This is a genomic window from Paraherbaspirillum soli (assembly GCF_042654985.1).
Classification (GTDB): domain Bacteria; phylum Pseudomonadota; class Gammaproteobacteria; order Burkholderiales; family Burkholderiaceae_D; genus Paraherbaspirillum; species Paraherbaspirillum soli.
Genome location: NZ_JBHSMT010000008.1, coordinates 67,756 through 89,523 on the forward strand (window position 1 = coordinate 67,756; position 21,768 = coordinate 89,523).

The following is a 21,768-nucleotide window of genomic DNA, read 5'->3' on the forward strand; positions in this document are numbered from 1 at the left end:
GCAAGCGCCAGCTTGATTTAACGATGGAATCACGCACACTGCGGTACGTATTGGTGGTCGGCGGCGCCATTGTCAGCATCCTGTTATTCCTGCTGGCCTCGGCCTCCGACAAATCGGCTTTCTTCGATCAGCATTATTCATGGCTATTGGGCTTGAATGCGCTGGTGGCGATCGCGCTATTGGGACTGGTTTGCCTGCTGCTCGGGCGGCTTTATCGGCGATACCGACGTGGCCAATTCGGCTCCCGGCTGATGGCCAAGCTAGTGATGATGTTTGCGCTGATCGGGATTTTGCCTGGGGTCGTGATTTACCTGGTGTCGGTGCAATTCGTATCGCGCTCGATCGAATCCTGGTTCGACGTGCGAGTCGAATCGGCACTTGAGTCCGGCCTGAATCTGAGTCGCTCCGCGCTCGAGACCTCGCTGAACGAGCTGACCACCAGAGCGCTCACCATGGCGCAGGAATTATCCGAGCTGTCGAACTCGGCGCAAGCGACGCAACTAGGTCGATTGCGCGATCAAAATCTGGAGGCCTCGATCGTCAGTGCCAACGGCCAGGTGATTGCGTCGATAGGCGAACCGCTGGGGGCGCTGATGCCCAAATTGCCGACGCCAAAAATGTTGCAGCAGGCACGTCGGCCGCGCGGCTTTGCGGTGATGGAAAGTGAACTGGATACGCTCGAAGACACGCAGCCAGAAATCGCTCCCGGCCGTGCCGTCAAAGCCAGCGAAACCGAAACTGCCAACAATCTTCGGCTGCATGTCGTAGTGGAAATACCGCCGCCGCTGAAGGCGCTTTCACTGCAAAACGAAACACACTTCCTGCAACTGATCCAACCGGTCTCGGCCAATCTGGCCACCAACGCCGAGGCGCTGCGTTCGGCCTACAGCGAATATCAGGAGCGTTCGATCGGCCGCTCCGGGCTGCGCAAAATTTATCTGGTCACACTGACCCTGACCTTGCTATTGGCGATTTTCGGCGCTATCGCCAGTGCCTTCCTGATCGCAAGCGATCTGGCCAAGCCGCTATTGCTATTGGCGGAAGGCACCAAGGCGGTGGCCGAAGGCAATCTATCGCCGCGCCCGATTGTCGCCACCTCGGATGAACTGGGCACCTTGACGCAATCGTTCAACATGATGACGCGGCAGTTGTACGATGCGCGTGCCTCGGTTGAAAAAAACCGCACCGAACTGGAGAACGCCAAGGCTTACCTGGAATCGGTACTGGCCAACATGTCGGCCGGCGTCATGGTGCTGGATGACGACTTCCGGCTGGTCACCAGCAATCATTCGGTGCAACGGATCCTGCAATATGACTTTGCGCCGCATATAGGGCAGCCGCTGAGTATCATCGACGGCCTGGCCCACTTCGCGGAAGTTGTTACCAACGCATTCTCGGAACAAAGTGCGCAATTTACCGCCGGAAAAATTGACCCCGGCGGGCTGCACTGGCAGCAACAGATCGAAATCCCGCGCCGCATCGACATCGGCGACAAGGACAGCGACGACATTACTTTGCTGGCGCGCGGCTCGCGGCTGCCGGTTGAAAACCGTACCGGTTACGTCGTGGTATTCGACGATATTTCAGACGTCATCTCAGGACAGCGATCGATTGCGTGGGGCGAAGTGGCACGCCGGCTGGCGCACGAAATCAAGAATCCGCTGACCCCGATCCAGCTGTCGGCAGAACGCCTGCAAATGAAGCTGGAAGACAAGCTGATGACGCAAGATGCCGCCATCTTGAAGAAAAGCACCGACACCATCGTCAATCAGGTAGCGGCCATGAAACGCATGGTGGATGACTTCCGCGATTACGCAAAAACGCCTCCGGCGGTATTGGCCGAGCTGGATTTGAATGTTCTGGTTGCGGAAATCTTGCATCTTTATCTGGCTGGCGACGAACGCGATATGATCCATGCATCGCTGGCGCCAGATCTGCCTAAAATCATGGGCGATGCCACGCAACTGCGCCAGGTCATTCACAATCTTCTGCAAAACGCACAGGATGCGGTCATGGATCGCAGCACCGACACCACCAACCCGCGTATCGACTTGGTGACGGAGCGCGTGAGCTACCAGGGTTCCGATGGCCTCACGCGCACTGCCGTGCGATTGTCGATTACGGATAATGGAGCGGGCTTTTCGCCGAAGATCCTGGCCAGGGCATTCGAGCCCTATGTCACATCGAAACCTCGTGGAACCGGCCTGGGATTGCCGATGGTAAAAAAAATCATCGACGAACATGGCGGCCGTATAGATCTGCAGAATCGAAGCGATACAAAGGGCGCAAAGATCCTAATTTTGCTGTTAAAGTTAGCCTCACTTCATGAGTCGACGATAATTTAATGCCGCGAACGAATGCAAACTCGCATAGCGTTGATATAGCATAATATTCGGACTCAAATTGAGGCAATACGACGGGCGACATTGATAAATAATCTGGACTATCTGAGCGGTCCAAACAGTGGGATTTGATGCAACAGGAAATGGGAAGGCTACCGCATGGCTAACATCCTAGTCGTTGACGACGAAATGGGAATTCGGGAATTGCTCTCGGAAATTTTAGGTGACGAAGGGCATGTAGTAACGGCCGCGGAAAATGCACAACAGGCGCGGGAATTTCGTCAGAGTGGCGTACCCGATCTGGTATTGCTGGACATCTGGATGCCTGACACCGATGGCGTCACACTGCTGAAGGAATGGCAGCGCGATGGCTTGCTCACCATGCCGGTGATCATGATGTCCGGTCATGCGACCATCGACACGGCGGTGGAAGCAACTCGCATCGGCGCCCTCAATTTCCTCGAAAAGCCAATTGCATTACAAAAATTGTTGAAAGCGGTCCAACAAGGTTTGTCACAAGCATCAAAAACCGCCAGGGCGCCGACGCTTTACACACAACCGGCAGCCGCAGCGAATGAACTGGTCGACACTGTCATCAATGCCGCTGCTTTTAGCAATTCAATACAATCCGAACCCGCCCATATTGCAGTGCAACCGTCGGCGGCAAGCTCATCAGAGAATGTTTTCTCCTCATCATTCGGCCTGCCATTGCGCGAAGCCCGCGATGCATTCGAGCGCTCCTATTTTGAGTATCACCTGATTCGTGAAAATGGCAGCATGACGCGGGTGGCGGAAAAGACGGGATTGGAACGTACCCATTTGTATCGAAAACTGAAGCAACTAGGGGTCGACCCTGGGAAGCTATCAAAAAAAGGCGGATGACCCTCACTACCCTGGTATTCGGCGCATCCGCCAGCGCCCGCGAAGCAGCGATATGGTCCGCTATTGAAAGCGACTCCGGCAACGACAGCGGACGTCATTCAAGCACCGCACTGATCCTGGAAGGCTTGGCTGATGGCAAGCTGGGCGCCGACCAAGCCTATCCAAACCTGGAAATAAAGCGCATTGCTCCTGGTTGTTTTTGCTGCATTGGCAACCTGACCCTGCGCGTAACGCTGAATCGCCTGCTGCGCAACTCCCCCGCCCGGCTTTACATCAGCATCGCTGACGACACTCACCGACAGCAAATACGCCAGTTTCTATCCCAGCCGCCGTACGACGACTTCCTCGCGATGACGGCCGACATTGCTGTTTGAAATTAGATCAAAAGAAGATGCTCCAGCGCTTAAATATCGGATCAATTGGTTCCGAACTTTCATGGTGGTCTTGCCTCTAACATCCGAATTAACAGCAATCACATATGCAATATAAATAGCTAAGTTCTATTTACACTCTCTAACAAATCCAATTAGCACTCCATGATAGGGAGTGCTAATATACCTGACCCAAAGGATCTGATTGCAGATCTACCAGCCGTAACTTTGGACTGGACAGCATGGAGGAAAAATGAAAAATCGGTCATCCAACACTGCGCTAATCCCAGCCGAGGCCAATGCATTGGCGCTCGGTTTTTCCGGTACGCTAGGGAATATTGACGCCTATATCTCGGCCGTCAACCGGCTGCCGATGCTGACACACGACGAAGAAATTTCCCTCGCCCAACAACTGCGCAGCAAAAATGACTTGGCTGCGGCCCAAAAGCTGGTGCTGTCGCATTTGCGCCTGGTGGTGTCGATTGCCCGCGGCTATCTCGGTTACGGCCTGCCGCACGCCGATCTGATTCAAGAAGGCAACATCGGTCTAATGAAGGCGGTCAAGCGCTTCGATCCGGATCAAGGGGTACGCCTGGTCTCGTATGCGATGCACTGGATCAAGGCTGAGATGCATGAGTACATCCTGAAGAACTGGCGCCTGGTTAAGGTAGCAACCACCAAAGCCCAGCGTAAGTTGTTCTTCAACCTGCGCAGCCACAAGGAAGGCCTGGATGCCATGACGCCTTCACAAGTTGATGCGCTGGCAAAAACGCTTAGCGTCAAGCGCGAGGAAGTCATCGAGATGGAAACCCGCCTGACTGGTCGCGATATTGCACTGGATGCGCCGAGCGACGATGACGATGATAAATTCGCTCCGATCGCCTATCTATCGTCGGAATTGCAAGAACCGACCAAGGTGTTGGAATCGCAGCAATACGATCGCTTGCAGTCCGAAGGATTGGAGTCTGCGCTCAGCAAACTGGACGATCGCTCACGCCGGATTGTTGAAGCACGTTGGCTCGCCAACGATGACGGCTCAGGCGCCACCTTGCATGAGTTGGCTGACGAATTCGGTGTTTCCGCAGAACGGATCCGGCAGATTGAAGCCGTAGCCTTGAAGAAAATGAAGGGCTCTCTGGCGGCTTATTCCTGAGTCCATCGACAATAAAAAAAGCGCCTGATTGGCGCTTTTTTTATTCCAGCATCGGCAACAATGCGCTGCCACTGCGATCCATCACGACAACAGCAACTTCAGATCATGTGCTATCGGGTCGGGCCCCTGGCCGTGCCGGATAAACAGGCGGATATGGCCTTGCGGGTCGAACACATAGCTACCCGCGGTATGGTCCATCGTATAACTGCCTGGTGTTTTGCCCGGCACTTTTTGATAGAACACGCGGAATTCCTTGGCGACCTTGGCGGTCGCGGCCTGGTCGCCGTATAAACCCACAAAGCTGGGATTGAAAGCCGGCACATACTTCGCCAGCAATTCCGGGGTATCGCGCTCTGGATCAACCGTGATGAACAGCATCTGCACCTTGCTCGCCAACGGTCCCAATTCTTTCATCACGTTTGCCATCTCGACCATCGTGGTCGGACAGACATCCGGACATTGGGTAAAGCCGAAAAACACGACCACCGCTTTGCCCTTGAAGTCGGCCAGCGTACGCGGCTTGCCATTATGGTCTGTCAGTGCGAAATCACGGGCATAGCCGAGACCGGTAACGTCGGTATTGATGAACGCACTTTTGGCCGGCGACAGCGTCATTTCCTGGCTACCGACGACCTGCTTGTCGCCGCAGGCGGTCAATGAGACCGCCAGCAGCAAACCGGCGCAAATGGAGATCGCAGAATTGGCACGTTTCATGTCAGCCTTCAGAATTTGAAATAGTGATCGACCAGCAACGCCGCGAATAACAAAGACAGATAAATGATCGAATACGCAAAAGTCTTGCGCGCAATCAAGTCAGTGTAGTGCTGATATATCTGCCAGGCATACCAAAGGAAAATCACGCCGAGAACGGCAGCGCTGGCCAGATAGATCAAGCCGCTCATGCCGACCGCGAATGGCAGCATGGTGGTCGCCACCAGCGCGATGGTGTATAGCCAGATATGGAATTGAGTGAATTTGAGGCCGTGTGTGATCGGCAGCATTGGCAAGCCGGACTTGGCGTAATCATCGCGGCGATACATCGCCAGCGCCCAGAAATGCGGCGGGGTCCAGATAAAGATAATCAATACCAGGATCCAGGCCTGCATCGGCACGTCGTTGGCAATTGCCGCCCAGCCTAAAGCGGGTGGCATCGCGCCCGACAGGCCGCCGATGACAATATTCTGCGGCGTCGCCGGCTTCAGGATCATCGTGTAAATCACCGCATATCCGACGAAGGTGGCAAATGTCAGCCACATCGTCAGCGGATTGACAAAGTTATATAGCACCCACATGCCGCAGCCGCCGATTACGCCAGAGAACACCAGGGTCTGGCTTACAGTAAGTTCGCCCCTTGCCATCGGCCGGCGTGCGGTACGCGCCATGCGTGAGTCGATCTCGCGCTCAACCAGGCAATTCACCGCGAAGGCGGCGCCGGCCAATAACCAGATGCCGATGGTTGCGGCAATCAGGCGTTGCCAATCGGGCAGTTCCGGAGTTGCCAGGAACATGCCGATGACTGCGCAAAACACCGCCAGCTGCGTTACGCGCGGCTTGGTCAGTGCCCAGTACTGGGCAATTCGATTAGGTGGTGCGGTCAAAGCGGTCATGAATGCGGATGGAGATGGTCAACAATGAGTGGTTTGTTTGGCACTGCCGGAACGGCCTGAAACCCGGGAGCATGTCGAGTTTTGAAGTTTAACATGACCAGCAGCACCAGCAGCAGCGCCGCACCGCCATTGTGCGCCACGGCAATCGCCAGCGGCCAGTCCAGGAAGATAGTCGACAAGCCGGTGAGTAACTGCAATCCGATCGCGATCAACAGCCAGCGGCCGGTCGCGCGCAAGCCATGAATGCGCAGCGCCTTATGCGCCAGCCAGCCAACGTAAGCGATGACGACAAAGGCGAAGCTCCGATGGGTCCAGTGAATCGCCGTCAATGCCTGAAACGGCAAATACTCGCCGTCAGCGGTCATGCCGAGATGACGCCACAAGGTGAACCCGTTGGCAAAATCCATCTCCGGCACCAGCCTGCCATGACATAGCGGGAAATCATTGCACGCCAGCGCCGCATAGTTGGTGCTGACCCAACCGCCCAAAGCAATCTGGATGACTAAAAGTATCACTGCGATCAGCGCCGGCGATGCCAGTCTGGCCGCGGTTGCCGCCACCGGCAGATGATCGTTTTGACGAGCGCCAAGCCAGGCCAGCATGGCTAACAAGGTCAGCCCCAGCAACAAGTGTGTAGTGACGATAATCGGCTGCAATTTCTGGGTCACGGTCCAGGCGCCGAACGCGCCTTGCAGGCAGACCAGCGCCAACAGCATAGTCGGATACCACGGCGACAGCTTCGCTTCGCGTTGCGTCGATTTAAATCTGCGTATCCAGGCAATCGCCATCAAGGCAATGATCAGTGCCCCAACACCCATCGCAAAATAACGATGGGTCATTTCGATCCAGGCTTTTATCACTGTGACCGGCCCGGTCGGCATCGCGTCTTGCGCAGCGCTGATATGCGCATGCGCCAGCAGCGGGTTGGAATGTCCATAACAACCCGGCCAGTCAGGACAGCCGAGACCGGAATCGGTCAGCCGCGTGAATGCCCCGAACATGATCAGGTCGAAGGTCAGGAACAGCGTCATCCACACAAGCTTGCGGTATTTATTGGAATCGCCGGACGCCCAGACCACGCACAGGGCCAGCACTGCAACCAGCAATCCCATGCCGGCGAGTTGGGTCAACGAGACGGCACTCATCCTATGGCCGATGCGCGAAGCAGTTTGGAAAGATCCTTTTTCACCTTGTTAGGATCGGCGTCTTTTGGGAAGCGCATCATCAGGTTGCCCAGCGGATCGATCAGATAGAGATGATCGGCGGCGGTGGTATCGGCCTCGGTCGGCAACCAGGCCTTCAGCAATTCCGGCTTTACGCGCAACAACTTGGTACCGTCATATTCGCGCATCACCAGCGTTTCCAGCGGTTGCTGGTCGGTAATCAGCCAGACGCGCTCGATGCGGTCCATTTCCTTGCCTTGCATCAAGCGCAACTGACGCATCTCGAACAATTTGTCCTGACAAGCTTTTTGGCAGTCGCTGCCATTGACCTGCACCATCAACCATTTACCCTTGAGCCCATCAAGGTCAGCCGGTTGCCCATCCAGCGCGGTGCTGCCCAGCGCCGGGATCGGATATTGGCGTGGGTCGAGCAAGGTGCCGTAGTTATTGCGACTTTGCGGCTTCAGCACGTAATACGTGAAATACGAGGCGATCATCGGCGCTGCACACACGGCAATCACCGCGAACAGTTTCCAGCGGCCGCTTTGGCGCTGTTTGCTGGCCAGTTGCTCGGTCCGCCTATCAAATTGATTGGCTGTCGTTTGGTTTGCTTGTTGTTCCACGTTTGAATCCTGTCGCCACAAAAAAAAGTAGAGCCATCACGGCCAGCGCATACCATTGGAACGCATATCCGCGGTGTTTCTCGATGCCCAGCGATGGTTTTGGCCAGTCGCGCACCAGGCCATCTTGCGTGTTGCCGGTTTGCTCAATCACGAACGGCTGTAGCTTGAAATGGCTGGCCGCAGCAAATTCGGCTATCCCGAGATTTTGCACGATGGCGTTCGGATGAAGCGCTCCGGCATCCCCCAATTGCATGACATGGCCGACATCGCGCCGCGCAACGCCCTCTATCTCAACCACGCCGGTTGGCGTCGGCGTCGACCGCAGCTTGCTTCGATCCAACGGATCGCGGGGCAGCCAGCCGCGCATCACCAGCACATAGGTATCCGAATCCGCTATTTTAAACGGCATCAGCAGATAGAACCCGGCAACACCGTTGGACGGGCGATTGTCGAGATAGACTGCCCAGCCCGATATAAATTCTCCACGCACCGATAGCCGTCGATATTCGGTTTCGGCGGCTCCCTGTAACGCCGCCCCGAGTTGCACCATCGGCGCCGCTTCGCGTTGCAATAATTTGGTTTCTATCGCCTGCTTCTGATCGCCGCGCCGGGTCTGCCACTGCGCCAGCGTGATGCCGAGCGCAATCAGCAACACCGTGACCACGAAAGGGATCAAGCGAAAACGAAATCTGATTGGCATTACAATGTCGCCTTACTCAACGTATTCCCCATCCGCAAATGAAAATCATCGTCGCCGTCGCCTTCATCCTGATCATTGGCAGCCTGGCTTCGGCCTTGATTTTTCTGATGCGCGACAAGGGTAAAAGCAACCGGACAGTGCAAGCTTTGGCATTGCGCGTCGGCTTCTCGGTCACCTTGTTCATTTTGTTGCTGGTCGCATACAAGCTTGGCTATATCCAGCCGACCGGCATTCGCTAAAACGCTACGATCGCTGCCTGAATCCGGACAATTTGAACCCGGATCATTTCAAAGCCCATCAGTAAAAAAGGCCGCACCGAAGTGCGGCCTTTCTTTATGCATGCAACGTCTTACAGCCAATAGACCACAACGTACAAACCGAGCCAGACCACGTCGACAAAGTGCCAATACCAGGCCGCGCCTTCAAACGCGAAATGATGTTCGGGCGTGAAGTGCCCCTTCAGTACGCGGTACAACACCACCGACAGCATGATTGCACCGATCGTGACGTGGAACCCGTGAAAGCCGGTCAACAAGAAGAAGGTCGAACCATATACGCCGGATGTCAGCCGCAGATTGTAATCTTGATACGCTTCCATATATTCCATGGCTTGGAAGCCCATGAAGGTTGCGCCCAGCAGAATGGTTGCAAACAGCCAGAACGCGGTCTTGGCGCGATGGCCGGCGCGCAAGGCATGGTGAGAAATGGTCAGCGTGACGCCGGAACTCAGCAGCAATGCAGTGTTGATAGTCGGGATCGGGAACGGGCCCATGGTGCGGAATGGCTCAACCGTTCCGGCCGGACCGACATTGCCCCAGTGAGCGGCAAAATCAGGCCACAGGATTTTGTGATCGAGATCGCCCAGCCACGGCATTGTGATGCTGCGTGCATAGAACAGCGCGCCGAAAAATGCAGCAAAGAACATCACTTCGGAGAAGATGAACCAGCTCATGCTCCACCGATACGAGGTATCGATGCGCTCACTGTACATGCCGCCTTCGGATTCGCTAATGGCATCGCTGAACCATTTGTAGAGCACTGTCAGCACCGCCAACAGACCGACCGCGCAGACCGCCGAGCCCCAGGCTACAGCGTTGACCCATGCTGCCGCACCGGCCATCGTCACCAGCAGCGATGCACCGGCCAGCACCGGCCATTTGGATGGGCCAGGCACGAAATAATAGGGTGCATTACCTTGTTGAGCACTCATTTCCATCTCCCGATACAATTTTTTAAATAATCACTTGGCGACGACCAGCTTCACAATCGTGATCAATATCGCAATAAAAATCAACGCGCCGAGAATCCCGGCAATCACAACATGCACCGGATTCAACCCGGCTGCATCGCTTTCGTAATCCTTCCTTTTGCGGACACCGAAGAACGACCAGAATACGGCCTTCATGGTGGCGCCAAACGAAGCCTTACGACGACTTGCATCCCTCAGATCCGACATTTTGCACCTCTTGTTGCGGTCACTCCAGCTTGCCGCCTGGTTCAGACGGGCTTGTCCGCTTGCCCTGCAATTTCAAAAAATGTATACGACAGTGTAATCAGCTTCACATCCTTGGGCAGTGCAGGATCGATGTAGAACACCACCGGCATTTGCTTTGCCTCATTCGGTCCCAAGGTTTGCTGGGCGAAACAAAAACACTCTACTTTTTTGAAAAATGCCGCCGCCTGCTGTGGTGCATAGCTTGGAATTGCCTGTGCATCCATCTTGCGCGACTGCGTATTCACCACTTCATAAGTCACCTGGGCCATCTCACCCGGGTGCACCTGCATGCTGCTGACCATGGGCCGGAAACGCCAGGGACCGTGCGCATTGCCGTCGAACTCAACCGTGATGGTTCTGGTTTTGTCCACCTGGCTATTGGTCGGCGCTTCTACCGTGGAATCCTTCGGCGTCAGAAAGTTGACCCCGGTAATTTCACAAATCTGCTTATAGACGGGTACCAGGCCGTAACCGAAGCCGAGCATCAGAACGGCGATGACCAGCAACTTGCCGAGCATTTGTCCATTCAGCTTGCGCAACAGGGTCTTTTTTGCGCTGTCTGCCGGATCGTCCATTTACTTAAACCACAGCATCTTGATAAAGATCGCAACGAAGAAGCTCAGGGCAAGCAATCCGACCAGCAGTCCGGTGCGTACGTTATTAGGCTTTTTTTGAGTTGGCATACAGAGTTGGCAGGCTTGCACCTGCCGCTCCCATTATTTAACGGTCGGTGGCGTTTCGAACGTGTGGAACGGAGCCGGGCTCGGCACGGTCCACTCCAGACCTTCAGCGCCATCCCATGGCTTGTCGGCAGCTTTCTTGCCACCCTTGATGGATGGAATGATCACGGCGAACAGGAAGTACACCTGGCTCAGACCGAAACCCAAGGCGCCGATCGAAGCCAGCATATTGAAGTCGGTGAATTGCGCCGGATAGTCGGCGTAACGGCGCGGCATGCCGGCCAGTCCCAGGAAGTGCATCGGGAAGAAAGTCACGTTGAACCAGATCAGCGAATTCCAGAAGTGGATCTTGCCGCGTGTTTCGTTGTACATGAAACCGGTCCACTTCGGCCCCCAGTAATAGTATCCGGCGAACAACGCAAACAGCGAACCGGCTACCAGCACGTAGTGGAAGTGAGCCACAACGTAGTAGGTATCCTGCATCTGGATGTCAATCGGCGTCACGGCCAGGATCAGGCCGGTGAAGCCGCCCATCGTGAACACGAAAATGAAGCCGATCGCGAACAGCATCGGCGTTTCGAAAGTCATCGAACCGCGCCACATGGTAGCGATCCAGTTGAAAATCTTGACCCCGGTCGGCACTGCAATCAGCATCGTTGCGTACATGAAGAACAGCTGCGCAGTCACCGGCATGCCGGTGGTGAACATGTGGTGCGCCCAAACGATGAACGACAGGATCGCGATCGAAGCGGTCGCATACACCATGGATGCATAGCCGAACAATTGCTTGCGGGCGAATGCCGGAATGATCTGCGAAACGATGCCGAACGCCGGCAGGATCATGATGTACACCTCCGGGTGACCGAAGAACCAGAAGATGTGTTGATACATCACCGGGTCGCCGCCGCCGGCGGCGTTAAAGAACGAAGTGCCGAAATGACGATCGGTCAGTGTCATCGTGATCGCGCCGGCCAGTACCGGCATCACGGCGATCAGCAGGTAGGCGGTAATCAACCAGGTCCAGCAGAACATCGGCATCTTCATCAATGACATGCCAGGAGCACGCATGTTGAGGATGGTAGTGATGATGTTGATCGAGCCCATGATCGACGATGCGCCCATGATGTGGATAGCGAAAATCGCCATATCCATGCCAGGCCCCATTTGCGTCGACAGCGGTGCGTACAGGGTCCAGCCGGCAGCAGTCGCGCCGCCGGGCACCAGGAACGATGTCGCCAGCAACAAGGCCGCAGGCGGCATCAACCAGAACGAGAAGTTGTTCATCCGCGCAAAGGCCATGTCGGACGCGCCGATTTGCAGCGGAATCATCCAGTTGGCGAAGCCGACGAAGGCCGGCATGATCGCGCCGAACACCATCACCAGGCCGTGCATGGTGGTCAACTGGTTAAAGAACTCCGGTTTGAAAAATTGCAGGCCCGGCTGAAACAGTTCGGCGCGGATCAACAGTGCCAGCACGCCGCCAGACAACAGCATGGTGAACGAGAACCACAGATATAAAGTACCGATGTCTTTGTGGTTGGTTGCGAACAACCAGCGGCGCCAGCCATGCGGGTGATCGTGTGCGTGGTCATGAGAATGATCGTGTGCGTGATCTACTACGGTAGTGCTCATCTCAAACTCCTAGTTTTGTTGGGGGACAGGCTACCGCTTGGCTTGACTCTGCCCCGCAATATTCTTGATTACTTACGCGCAGCCAGCACTTCAGCCGGTTGAACAATATTTTCCTGTGCCTTGTTGGACCAGTTGTTGCGGGTGAAGGTAATCGCCGCAGCAATGTCGGTATCCGACAGTACGCCTTTCCAGGCCGGCATCTGCATGCTGCCGTCGATTTTGCCTTCCAGCACAATATGAATCTGCTCGCCGCGCGGACCGTTCACGACCGCGCTTCCATCGAGTGCAGGAAACGCGCCCGGCACGCCCTTGCCGCTGGCTTGATGGCAAACGGCGCAATTTGCGGTATACACTTTTTCGCCGCGCTGTTTCAGCTCGTCGATAGTCCAGGTCTTGTTGGGATCGTCAGCTTGGGCGGCCATTTCCTTCTTCTTGCCTTCGACCCATGCCTTATAGTCGGCTTCGCTGACAACGTTCACGACGATCGGCATGAAGGCGTGATCCTTGCCGCACAGCTCGACGCACTGACCGCGGTAAGTGCCGACTTTTTCAGCCTTGAACCAGGTGTCGCGCACGAAGCCGGGGATTGCATCTTGCTTGACGCCGAACGCCGGGATGGTCCATGAGTGGATCACGTCGTTGGCGGTGGTGATGATACGTACCTTCTTATTGACCGGAACCACGACAGGATTGTCGACTTCGATCAGGTAGTTGTCGTTCTTGACCTTGGTCGCATCGACCACTTGTTCATGCGGCGTCGCCAGGTTGGACAGGAAGGAAATGCCGGCGCCTTCGCCATTCAGGTAGTCGTAGCCCCACTTCCATTGCATGCCGGTGACTTTGATCGTGATGTCGGCGTTCGAAGTATCCTTCATCGCCACCACGGTCTTGGTCGCCGGCAATGCCATCCCGATCACGATCAGGAATGGAATCACGGTCCAGGCAATTTCAACCGAGGTACTTTCGTGGAAGCTGGCCGATTTGGCCCCAAGAGATTTGCGATGTTTGAGGATCGAATAAAACATCACGCCGAACACGGCAAGGAAGATCACCAGGCAGATGATCAGCATCAGATTGTGCAGGTCGTAAATCTGTTGCGCGATCTGGGTCACTGGCGGTTGAAAATTCATCTGCAGTACCGCCGGCCCGCCCGGGCTATCGACCACCGCCCATGACGGCATAGCTGCCGACAAGAGCGACGCACCGACCATCAACGATATAAGGCGCTTCGCATATTTCATGATTTCCTCAAAAGCCCAAAATTATAATTATGTCAATTACCAGACACTAATCCGAGCACGCTTCCTGAACTGTAGTTCGAATTAATCGAAAACCCAGTTTGAATTATCGGATTTCTTGTGCCTGCACCAAGTTCAAGCAACAGATATATACGTCCTGCACTGCAATGCGTTCATGGCCAGGTGCAGATCAATCACGCCCCAGCCCTACTAACCGCACTTAATCATTGACCCGTCCGATCGGGGCGACTGGCCCGTCCGCACAAGCTAAAACCCTCAGAGTATAAGTGGTAACAGGATATGTTATCAAGGAGAATCACGTGCCGGAAATTAACTAAATGCTTTCATTTTGAACCATGTTTTTTGTGCTTTTCCGACATGGATTAAAATTCCCGCAGGCAATAAATTTGTGATTAATTTTACATGCCTGATATCCGCGGGTGGATATATTTCAGAATGCCGAATCGGCACCTTGGAGACCAACTGACAATATCGTCAGGCAATCGCTTTGCTTTCCGTATCCAGCTGCGATATCAGAAAGCAAAGCTGCCCGCCCTACTGTAAATCTGCCAACGGGTGATTTTCCGGCTGCCACGGATCGGCAAAAAATCCATCGCCCCAGTCGCTGGCGACGCCGCCCAGCGTGGCTGGTTGCCATTTTGGCTTGCGATCCTTGTCGATGATCAAGGCCCGGATTCCTTCGGCAAAATCTGCCCGGGCAGCGCAATGCAGCGACACCACGTATTCCAGCCGGAAAATTTCAGCCAGCGACATATGCCGCGCTCGCTGCAGCAAGGTATACGACAGCCATGCCGAAGCAGGACTGCCGGCCACCAAAGTTGCAATGCCTTTCTGCAACCAGGGATCGTCCGTTTCCAGCGCGACAATGTTGTCGACGATTTCAGACAATGTCGGCGCGCTGCACAGCTGGTTGATCAACTCGAAGTGCTGGCGCAACGGCGTCAGCGGCGCATCCGCCGTTGCGGCACGGTGCTGTTCCGCGCTTTGCAGCAGGCGCGTCAACAAGACACCATCCTGCTTGCCGTCCCACGGCTGGTTTAATAGCGCGTCAAACACCGACTGCTTATCGGCTTGTGCCAGCTGGTAATCGGCCAATTTGGTAAAAATGCTGTCGGCAGCGCCGATCGAGGCTCCGGTCAAGGCCAGGAACAAGCCGATCTGGCCCGGCATCCGGCCCAATAGCCAGGTGCCGCCAACATCGGGGTACAAGCCAATGTTGATTTCCGGCATGGCCAGGCGCGACTTCTCGGTCACCACGCGATGACTTGCGCCGGCCATCAAGCCGATGCCGCCCCCCATCACGATGCCGTGCGCCCATGCCAGGATCGGCTTGGGGTAGGTATGGATCAGGTAATCGAGCCGATATTCGCGCTCGAAAAAATCGCAGGCGTAGACGTTGCTGCGGATATCCTCGCGCTGATCGGAAGCATGCTGGTCCAGCATGGTGCGATACAAATGCTGCAAATCGCCGCCCGCGCAAAACGACTTGTCGCCGGCCGCTTGCAATACCACGATGGCGATCTGCGGATCGGCCGCCCACAACCTTAATTGCGGGTCCAGCAAATCGACCATTTCCAGCGATAAGGAGTTCAGCGTTTTTTCGACATTCAGCGTCGCTACGGCTATCCGCTTGCCGTTATTGGTCTTCAATTCCTCAAACAAAACCGGTGCTGCGATTGCCGGTTGCGCTTGCTGATTCACTGCTTCTGCCATTACTCGTTACTCCATTTAGCCGGACGCTTTTGCAAGAAAGCGTTGACGCCCTCTTGCTGATCCTTGGTATTAAATAAATCGATGAATAATTCGCGCTCGACCGGCAGCAAAGTCGCCAGCGGATTGGCGCGCGCGCCCTGGATCAGCCGCTTGCATGCGGTGACGCTGGACGGGCTTTGCTTGTCGACTTGCTGTGCCAATGCCAATGCGCGTTGTTTGGCATCGCCCCGCTTCACCACCTCTTCCACCAGCCCGATCCGCAACGCGGTCTCGGCGTCAACCCGCTCACCGCACAGGATCATGCGCTTGGCCCAGCCTTCGCCAACCAACCACGGCAGATTCTGCGTGCCGCCGGAGCATGGCAGCAAACCGACAGCAGCTTCCGGCAGCGCCAACTGGGCCTGTTCTTCCGCAATGCGCAGATCGCAAGCCAGCGCGCACTCCAGACCGCCGCCCATTGCATAGCCGTTGATCGCAGCGATCGACACGCCGCGAAAGTTCGACAAGGTTTCGAACGCCTGGCCAAAGCAGCGCGCCATTTCCCGCGCCACGACCTTGTCGCCGTCAGCGAATAGCTTGAGATCGGCGCCGGCCGAAAAGAATTTCTCACCCTCGCCGGCAATCACCAGGCTGTAGATATTTTTGTCGGCGTTGAGCGCCTCAACCAGACGCTTGAGATCGCGCAAGCCTTCGGCAGTCCAGGTATTTGCCGGCGGATTGGCGATGGTGACGATGGCGGTGTGGCCGACTGTCTCCAGCCGCAGATTGGTGTAGCTGATATCGGTAGCCGCGGCGCTCATCGAATCGCCTCATTGGATGCGTTGCTCAGCAATTGGCGGGCAATAATCACGCGCATGATTTCGTTGGTGCCTTCCAGGATTTGATGCACGCGCACGTCGCGGAAATAGCGCTCCAGCGGGTATTCGCGGATGTAACCGTAACCGCCGTGGATTTGCAGCGCCTCGTTGCAGATCTGGAAGCCGATGTCGGTCGCGAAGCGTTTCGCCATTGCGCAGTAAGTGGTTGCGCTCGGATCTTTGGCGTCCAGCTTGCTGGCCGCCAGACGCACCATCTGGCGTGCTGCCACCAGCTCCGTCTGCATGTCGGCCAGCTTGAATTGCAGCGCCTGGAAATCGGCCAGCGGCCGGTTGAACTGGCGGCGCTCGCTCATATACGCGTGGGCCGCATCCAATGCCGCCTGCGCGGTACCGACCGAACAAGTTGCGATGTTGATCCGGCCGCCATCCAGGCCGCGCATCGCCAGGCGGAAGCCCTCGCCTTCCTGGCCCAGCAAATGATCGGCCGGAATCCGCACATCGTCGAAGCTGATGGTGCGCGTGGGCTGGCTGTTCCAGCCCATCTTTTCTTCCTTGCGGCCATAGCTGATGCCGGGCGCATCGGCCGGCACCGCAAACGCCGAGACGCCGTGCGAACCGGCGCCGCCGGTACGCGCCATCAACACCAGGATATCGGTGGCGCCGGCACCGGAGATAAACGCCTTGGAGCCATTGATGACGTAATGGCCATCCTCCAGTACCGCACTGGTCTTCAGCGATGCCGCATCCGAACCGGAGCCAGGCTCGGTCAGGCAATACGAGCCCAGTTTTTGGCCGCTTGCCAGTTGCGCGCACCATTGCTCACGTACCGCCGGCGTCGCCCAGTTGGCGATCATCCAGCTCACCATGTTGTGGATCGTCAAGTAAGCCGTGGTGGAGGTGCAAGCGTGCGCCAACTCTTCGAAAACAATCGTCGCATCCAGTCGCGACAGGCCGAGACCGCCGACGTCTTCCGGCGTGTACAAGCCGCAAAAGCCGAGTTCGCCGGCCTTGGCAATCACGTCGAGCGGGAAAATTCCCTCGGCATCCCATTTGGCCGCATGCGGCGCCAGTTCGCCTGCCGCGAAATCACGCGCCGTTTGTTGGAACGCGCGCTGCTCCTCTGATAATTCGAAATCCATGGTGGTTTGTCTCCTGAGCGGATGATAATTTTGTCATTTGGGCACATCGAAAACCGTAGCGAGCGGCCCAAGGTCAGGGGAGAGAAGCGCAGCCGTACGGAGGTACGGTGAGCATCGCAGCCCTGAGGTTGGGACGCGCAGTAGGTTTTCGAGGTGCCCATTGAATGCTGCCAGCGATGAGCTTCAGCAGAATAACAATAATTGACGTTAACGTAAACGTCACTCAAAACGCATTGAGGAAAAAAGTAGTGCGAAGATTATTGATTTGGAAAGCATGTGGAAAATGCTGCGGCGGCGAATGCGCCCAGCGACGGCAATATGCAAAAGCCGAAAGAAAATGAAGTAAGCCGATAGGCCGGATTCTGTTACGACGGTTGAGCTTGCGCCCGCCCGTTATGACAGCCATTCCTCTAGGCGCTGGATTGCTCCAGTGCTCAAGCCCCCTACCCGCACGCTCCGCGAGCAGCATCAATGCGTGCTTATTTGGGGTTGCTCCGAGTGGAGGTTACCGCGTTTCACCGTAACTAAATACGCTCGTCTCTGTGGCCCTATTCCTCGCCTCGCGGCGGACGGCCGTTAACCGTCACCCTGCTCTATGGAGTCCGGACCTTCCTCCCGCCAACGTTTTGCAACGCCGGCCAGCGGCTGTCTGGCTTACTTCAGGCGGCATTCTACCTCAGCACCTGCAGATCCCCCACTGCTATTTCAAACGATGCCCGAGAAAGCGGATGCATATAGTATTTACGCAGCAACTGACTAAGGACAACATTCAATCACTTCTGCAATGGGATCGCATCAATGCATATTTGCGTACTAGGCGCCGGCATCATCGGCGTGACCTCCGCCTATCGCCTGCTGGAAGCCGGCCACCAGGTCACCTTGATCGATGCCGCAGCACAGCCGGGCAGCCAGGCCAGCTACGGCAATGGCGCGCAATTAAGTTACTCCTACGTCGCCCCGTTGGCCGATCCGTCGGTCTGGCGCCATTGGCCGGAATATTTATTCGGCGCCGCATCGCCGCTGACACTGCGGCCAAAAATGGACTCCGCCCAATGGCACTGGCTGATCAAGTTTTTAGCTGCCTGCAACGCCAAACGGGTCAGGAAAACCACCGTCGATCTATTGCAACTGGCCTTTTTCGGCCGCGCCCAATTGCACCAGCTGATGCATACCATGCCGCTAGCCTTCCAGCACAGAACCGCCGGCAAACTGGTGCTGTATAGCGAACCGAACAGCTTGCATGCAGCACGCGCGCAGATTGCGTTTCAAGCCCAATACGGCTGTCGGCAAGAAGTCGTCGACACCGCCCGCTGTCTGGAAATCGAGCCGGCGCTGGCAGCGGCTCGACCTCACTGGGCCGGCGGCGTTTATACGCCGGACGAAGAAGTCGGCGATTGCGCGTTGTTTTGTCAGCAGCTGGTCGATGCGATGGCGCGCCAAAGCGGTTTCCGCTTTGCCCATTCGCATCGCATCGGCAAACTGGAAATGCGCGGCGGCGCACTGGTCGCGGTGCATGCCGGCAGCGAACAAATCGATGCCGATGCCTTCGTACTGGCATTGGGCGCCGACAGTGCCGGCTTCGCGCGTCAAGCCGGATTCCGGTTGCCGCTCTACCCGCTCAAGGGCTACAGCATCACGTTGCCGCTGTCAGGCAGTGCCGGCCAAGCCGCACCCACGGTGTCCATCACCGACCTCGCCAGGAAAATCGTCTACGCCCGTCTGGGCGACCGCCTGCGTGTGGCAGGGCGAGTGGAGCTGGTCGGCATGGATCGCAGCATCCCCGAGCGCGCCATCGATGAGCTCAAGCGCGGGGTCGACGCACTGTTTCCAGACTGCGACTGTCTGTCCGACAGCGAGACATTGTCGCCGTGGACCGGCTTCCGGCCGGCGACACCAAGCGGCGTCCCCATCATCGGCGCCAGTCCGGTCACCAATCTCTATTTGAATGTCGGCCACGGCAGTCTGGGCTGGACCTTGGCCCACGGCAGTGCGACCCTGCTGGCGCAACTGATAGCCGGCGAATCCACGTCCATCGACGCCGGCCCGTTTGTTTTCGGTGCGTAGGCGCGCAAAACGCAACACCGGGCCGCTTGCCGCCGCCATTATTGTCCGTCTACAATCGGGCCTCGCACCAAGTTCTTGAATCCGCTCCTGGATTCGTTGCGGCGAGTTGTTTTTTTGATGTTGGACGATAAGCACAAATGGAATTCCACCTACTCAGCTTCATGAAGACGGTTCTCTTTGTGTTGGCGGCATTACTGCCCATCATGAACCCGCCCGGCATTGCGCCGATTTTTCACTCGCTGACGATCAGCGCCTCCGACGCCACCCGCAACTCCTTGGCTAGACGGGTGGCGATCAATGCCTTCATCCTGCTGATGGCGGGCATGTTTATCGGTACCCATGTATTGGCCTTTTTCGGACTGTCGCTGCCAGTAGTCAAAGTTGCCGGCGGTTTGCTGGTGGTTGCCACCGCCTGGAAAATGCTCAACACCGATGAAATGCCCAAGATGGAAGCGGTGCCGGACTCGCTCTGGACCCATGAGTTGGCATCCAAAAAAGCGTTTTATCCGCTCGCCTTCCCGCTGACCGTGGGTCCGGGTTCGATCTCGATTGCGATCACCCTCGGCGCCGGCGTGCATGCCCCCAATACGAATGTGCCGCTGCCGCTGACAATGATTGCGGCCATTGTCGGCCTGGCGCTGGCGGCGTTTGCGGTATATCTCAGCAACCGTTTTGCCGGTCTGCTGATACGCCTGCTGGGCGACACCGGCACCACCGTCATGTTGCGCATGACTTCTTTTATCTTGCTGTGTATCGGTGTGCAGATTCTGTGGGACGGCGTCAGCGGCTTGCTGCTGCTGTCGCAAGCACAGGCCCACTAAGCAGAAATTATAAAAAAGGAAACTGCGGCCACAGTTCCCATCGGATACGTAGTAGCATGCTCATTGCTCCCAATAATCTTTGGGGACGCGAATAAGTCGGAAGCTAGTTTTAGCATTACCACCTTACCAACCGTCACAGGAGAGCACTATGTTGAAGAGAGTTCTTGCAGTCGCAATCATGCTGGGAATGTTCGGGACACTGACCGCCTGCAACACCGTGGCAGGAGTCGGCAAAGATGTACAAACCGGCGGCGAAAAAGTGAAGGACGCTGCTGAGGATGTCCAAAAGAAGATGTAATTCCCGGCAGCTGGCACCAACAAAAAACCCGACTCCAGGTCGGGTTTTTTAATGGGTCAAACAATCAAGCAAAGCGGCTGAAATCCGGTTGGCGTTTTTCAAAGAAGGCCATAAATGCCTCCTGCGCTTCCGGCGCCTTCAGCATCGCGCCGAAATGCCCGATTTCCTGCTTCATCTGTGCTTCAATCGCGGCGGTTTGCCCGCCTTTCATCAGGCGCTTGGTGGTACGGATCGACGCCGCCGGCAATGCCACCAATTTAGCTGCCTGCGCTTGCGCAAACGCCAACAACTGATCCGCGGGCAAGACCTTGTTCACCAGCCCCATCGCGTGCGCTTCTTCCGCCGAAAACGGTTCGCCCAGCAGCAGCTTTTCCGCCGCGCGCTGATAGCCTGCGATTTGCGGCAGCAGCAAACTGGAAGCCGCTTCCGGGCACAAACCAAGCTGGGTGAACGGCATCGAAAAACGGGCGTCTTCAGCCGCGTAGACCAAATCGCAATGCATCAGCATGGTGGTACCGACGCCGACCGCAGCGCCCGCCACCGCCGCCACCAAGGGCTTGTTGGCATGACTGATCTGCCACAGGAATTGGGACACCGGGCTGGCCTCGCTGCTCGGCGGATTTTTGGCAAAATCCGCTAGGTCGTTACCGGCAGTAAATACCTGCGGCTTGCCGACAAACAGAATCGCCCGCACCGCGTTGTCCGAGTCCGCATCCTTCAATGCATCGGCCATGATCTGGTACATCTCGCTGGTGATCGCATTCTTCTTGTCGAGACGATTGAATGCAATCGTCAGAATCCCGTTTTCCTTGCTGGTCAAAATATCCATCTGTGTCTCCATCAATAATGCTTATTAATTTTCATAACCCATTCACCAAGACCTAGACCTTCCAAGGCGTATGGGAAAGGAGAACAAGGCGCATGAGCCGCAGACAGTACGCAAGTACGGCAAGGCCATGCAACGCAGTTATCGTTTTCCATACGCCTTGGAAGGCAAGAAAGCCGTAC

22 protein-coding genes and 1 other RNA gene are annotated in these 21,768 nt (G+C 56.3%); 8 read left to right on the forward strand and 15 right to left on the reverse strand.

From position 1 onward, the window contains the following. Positions 1-23: 23 nt before the first annotated feature. The 4 genes from ACFPM8_RS02895 (at position 24) to rpoH (ending at position 4,748) form a co-directional block, all read left to right on the forward strand. Entirely contained in the window at positions 24-2,345 is a 2,322-nt protein-coding gene (locus ACFPM8_RS02895; protein ID WP_378994806.1) for a sensor histidine kinase, read from the forward strand. A 156-nt stretch (positions 2,346-2,501) separates the two neighbouring features. Further along, on the forward strand, positions 2,502-3,224 hold the full coding sequence (locus ACFPM8_RS02900) for a response regulator (protein ID WP_378994808.1): 723 nt from the start codon (positions 2,502-2,504) through the stop codon (positions 3,222-3,224). Next, positions 3,221-3,598 (forward strand): GTPase, encoded by a 378-nt coding sequence (locus ACFPM8_RS02905; RefSeq protein WP_378994810.1) that lies wholly within the window; start codon positions 3,221-3,223, stop codon positions 3,596-3,598. Before ACFPM8_RS02900 ends, ACFPM8_RS02905 begins: the two co-directional genes overlap by 4 nt. A 250-nt stretch (positions 3,599-3,848) precedes the next feature. Continuing rightward, positions 3,849-4,748, forward strand: coding sequence for an RNA polymerase sigma factor RpoH (gene rpoH / locus ACFPM8_RS02910; RefSeq protein WP_378994812.1), 900 nt, complete (start codon positions 3,849-3,851; stop codon positions 4,746-4,748). 81 nt (positions 4,749-4,829) lie between these two features. Here rpoH and ACFPM8_RS02915 read toward each other — a convergent pair whose 3' ends face one another. The 5 genes from ACFPM8_RS02915 to ACFPM8_RS02935 all read right to left on the reverse strand — a co-directional run bounded on the left by ACFPM8_RS02915 (position 4,830) and on the right by ACFPM8_RS02935 (position 8,841). Further along, a complete protein-coding gene (locus ACFPM8_RS02915; RefSeq protein ID WP_378994814.1) occupies positions 4,830-5,462 on the reverse strand; it encodes an SCO family protein in 633 nt (210 codons plus the stop codon). A gap of 8 nt (positions 5,463-5,470) precedes the next feature. Next, positions 5,471-6,355: a heme o synthase gene (cyoE, locus tag ACFPM8_RS02920; protein WP_378994816.1), complete on the reverse strand. Its 885-nt coding sequence runs from the start codon at positions 6,353-6,355 to the stop codon at positions 5,471-5,473. Next, positions 6,352-7,500, reverse strand: a complete 1,149-nt coding sequence (locus ACFPM8_RS02925; RefSeq protein WP_378994818.1) for a COX15/CtaA family protein — start codon at positions 7,498-7,500, stop codon at positions 6,352-6,354. The genes cyoE and ACFPM8_RS02925 overlap by 4 nt, the downstream gene beginning before the upstream one ends. Further along, a complete protein-coding gene (locus ACFPM8_RS02930; protein ID WP_378995712.1) occupies positions 7,497-8,015 on the reverse strand; it encodes an SCO family protein in 519 nt (172 codons plus the stop codon). The genes ACFPM8_RS02925 and ACFPM8_RS02930 overlap by 4 nt, the downstream gene beginning before the upstream one ends. A gap of 85 nt (positions 8,016-8,100) precedes the next feature. Further along, complete coding sequence (locus tag ACFPM8_RS02935) at positions 8,101-8,841, reverse strand: SURF1 family protein (RefSeq protein ID WP_378994820.1); 741 nt, start codon at positions 8,839-8,841, stop codon at positions 8,101-8,103. Between the two features lie 38 nt (positions 8,842-8,879). Between ACFPM8_RS02935 and ACFPM8_RS02940 the strand changes: the two genes are divergently transcribed. Further along, a complete protein-coding gene (locus ACFPM8_RS02940) occupies positions 8,880-9,080 on the forward strand; it encodes a twin transmembrane helix small protein (protein WP_378995715.1) in 201 nt (66 codons plus the stop codon). A 110-nt stretch (positions 9,081-9,190) separates the two neighbouring features. Here the strand turns inward: ACFPM8_RS02940 and ACFPM8_RS02945 are convergent, their stop codons facing one another. The 9 genes from ACFPM8_RS02945 to rnpB all read right to left on the reverse strand — a co-directional run bounded on the left by ACFPM8_RS02945 (position 9,191) and on the right by rnpB (position 18,238). Continuing rightward, positions 9,191-10,051, reverse strand: a complete 861-nt coding sequence (locus tag ACFPM8_RS02945) for a cytochrome c oxidase subunit 3 (protein ID WP_378994822.1) — start codon at positions 10,049-10,051, stop codon at positions 9,191-9,193. Positions 10,052-10,081: 30 nt separating this feature from the next. Further along, positions 10,082-10,297 carry a DUF2970 domain-containing protein gene (locus ACFPM8_RS02950; RefSeq protein ID WP_378994823.1) on the reverse strand — a complete coding sequence of 72 codons (216 nt, stop codon included), beginning with the start codon at positions 10,295-10,297 and terminating at the stop codon, positions 10,082-10,084. Positions 10,298-10,338: 41 nt separating this feature from the next. Then, positions 10,339-10,911, reverse strand: coding sequence for a cytochrome c oxidase assembly protein (locus ACFPM8_RS02955; RefSeq protein WP_378994825.1), 573 nt, complete (start codon positions 10,909-10,911; stop codon positions 10,339-10,341). Between the two features lie 141 nt (positions 10,912-11,052). Next, positions 11,053-12,648, reverse strand: a complete 1,596-nt coding sequence (ctaD, locus tag ACFPM8_RS02960) for a cytochrome c oxidase subunit I (RefSeq protein WP_378994827.1) — start codon at positions 12,646-12,648, stop codon at positions 11,053-11,055. Positions 12,649-12,716: 68 nt separating this feature from the next. Continuing rightward, on the reverse strand, positions 12,717-13,889 hold the full coding sequence (gene coxB / locus ACFPM8_RS02965; protein ID WP_378994829.1) for a cytochrome c oxidase subunit II: 1,173 nt from the start codon (positions 13,887-13,889) through the stop codon (positions 12,717-12,719). 552 nt (positions 13,890-14,441) lie between these two features. Beyond that, entirely contained in the window at positions 14,442-15,584 is a 1,143-nt protein-coding gene (locus ACFPM8_RS02970; protein ID WP_378995717.1) for an enoyl-CoA hydratase/isomerase family protein, read from the reverse strand. A 35-nt stretch (positions 15,585-15,619) separates the two neighbouring features. Continuing rightward, positions 15,620-16,420, reverse strand: a complete 801-nt coding sequence (locus tag ACFPM8_RS02975) for an enoyl-CoA hydratase (RefSeq protein ID WP_378994832.1) — start codon at positions 16,418-16,420, stop codon at positions 15,620-15,622. Next, positions 16,417-17,577 carry an acyl-CoA dehydrogenase family protein gene (locus ACFPM8_RS02980; RefSeq protein ID WP_378994834.1) on the reverse strand — a complete coding sequence of 387 codons (1,161 nt, stop codon included), beginning with the start codon at positions 17,575-17,577 and terminating at the stop codon, positions 16,417-16,419. The genes ACFPM8_RS02975 and ACFPM8_RS02980 overlap by 4 nt, the downstream gene beginning before the upstream one ends. Positions 17,578-17,912: 335 nt before the next feature. Then, positions 17,913-18,238: RNase P RNA component class A (rnpB, locus tag ACFPM8_RS02985), an RNA gene on the reverse strand. Between the two features lie 137 nt (positions 18,239-18,375). Between rnpB and ACFPM8_RS02990 the strand changes: the two genes are divergently transcribed. The 3 genes from ACFPM8_RS02990 (at position 18,376) to ACFPM8_RS03000 (ending at position 20,760) form a co-directional block, all read left to right on the forward strand. Beyond that, positions 18,376-19,641, forward strand: a complete 1,266-nt coding sequence (locus tag ACFPM8_RS02990) for a D-amino acid dehydrogenase (protein WP_378994837.1) — start codon at positions 18,376-18,378, stop codon at positions 19,639-19,641. A gap of 137 nt (positions 19,642-19,778) precedes the next feature. Then, complete coding sequence (locus ACFPM8_RS02995) at positions 19,779-20,462, forward strand: MarC family protein (RefSeq protein WP_378994839.1); 684 nt, start codon at positions 19,779-19,781, stop codon at positions 20,460-20,462. Between the two features lie 148 nt (positions 20,463-20,610). Further along, positions 20,611-20,760 (forward strand): entericidin A/B family lipoprotein, encoded by a 150-nt coding sequence (locus tag ACFPM8_RS03000; RefSeq protein WP_378994841.1) that lies wholly within the window; start codon positions 20,611-20,613, stop codon positions 20,758-20,760. A gap of 64 nt (positions 20,761-20,824) precedes the next feature. On the opposite strand, the gene ACFPM8_RS03005 is transcribed toward ACFPM8_RS03000, so the two are convergent. Further along, the gene (locus ACFPM8_RS03005) at positions 20,825-21,589 is read right to left on the reverse strand and encodes an enoyl-CoA hydratase (RefSeq protein WP_378994843.1); all 765 of its coding nucleotides are present in this window, start codon (positions 21,587-21,589) and stop codon (positions 20,825-20,827) included. Positions 21,590-21,768: the final 179 nt, after the last annotated feature.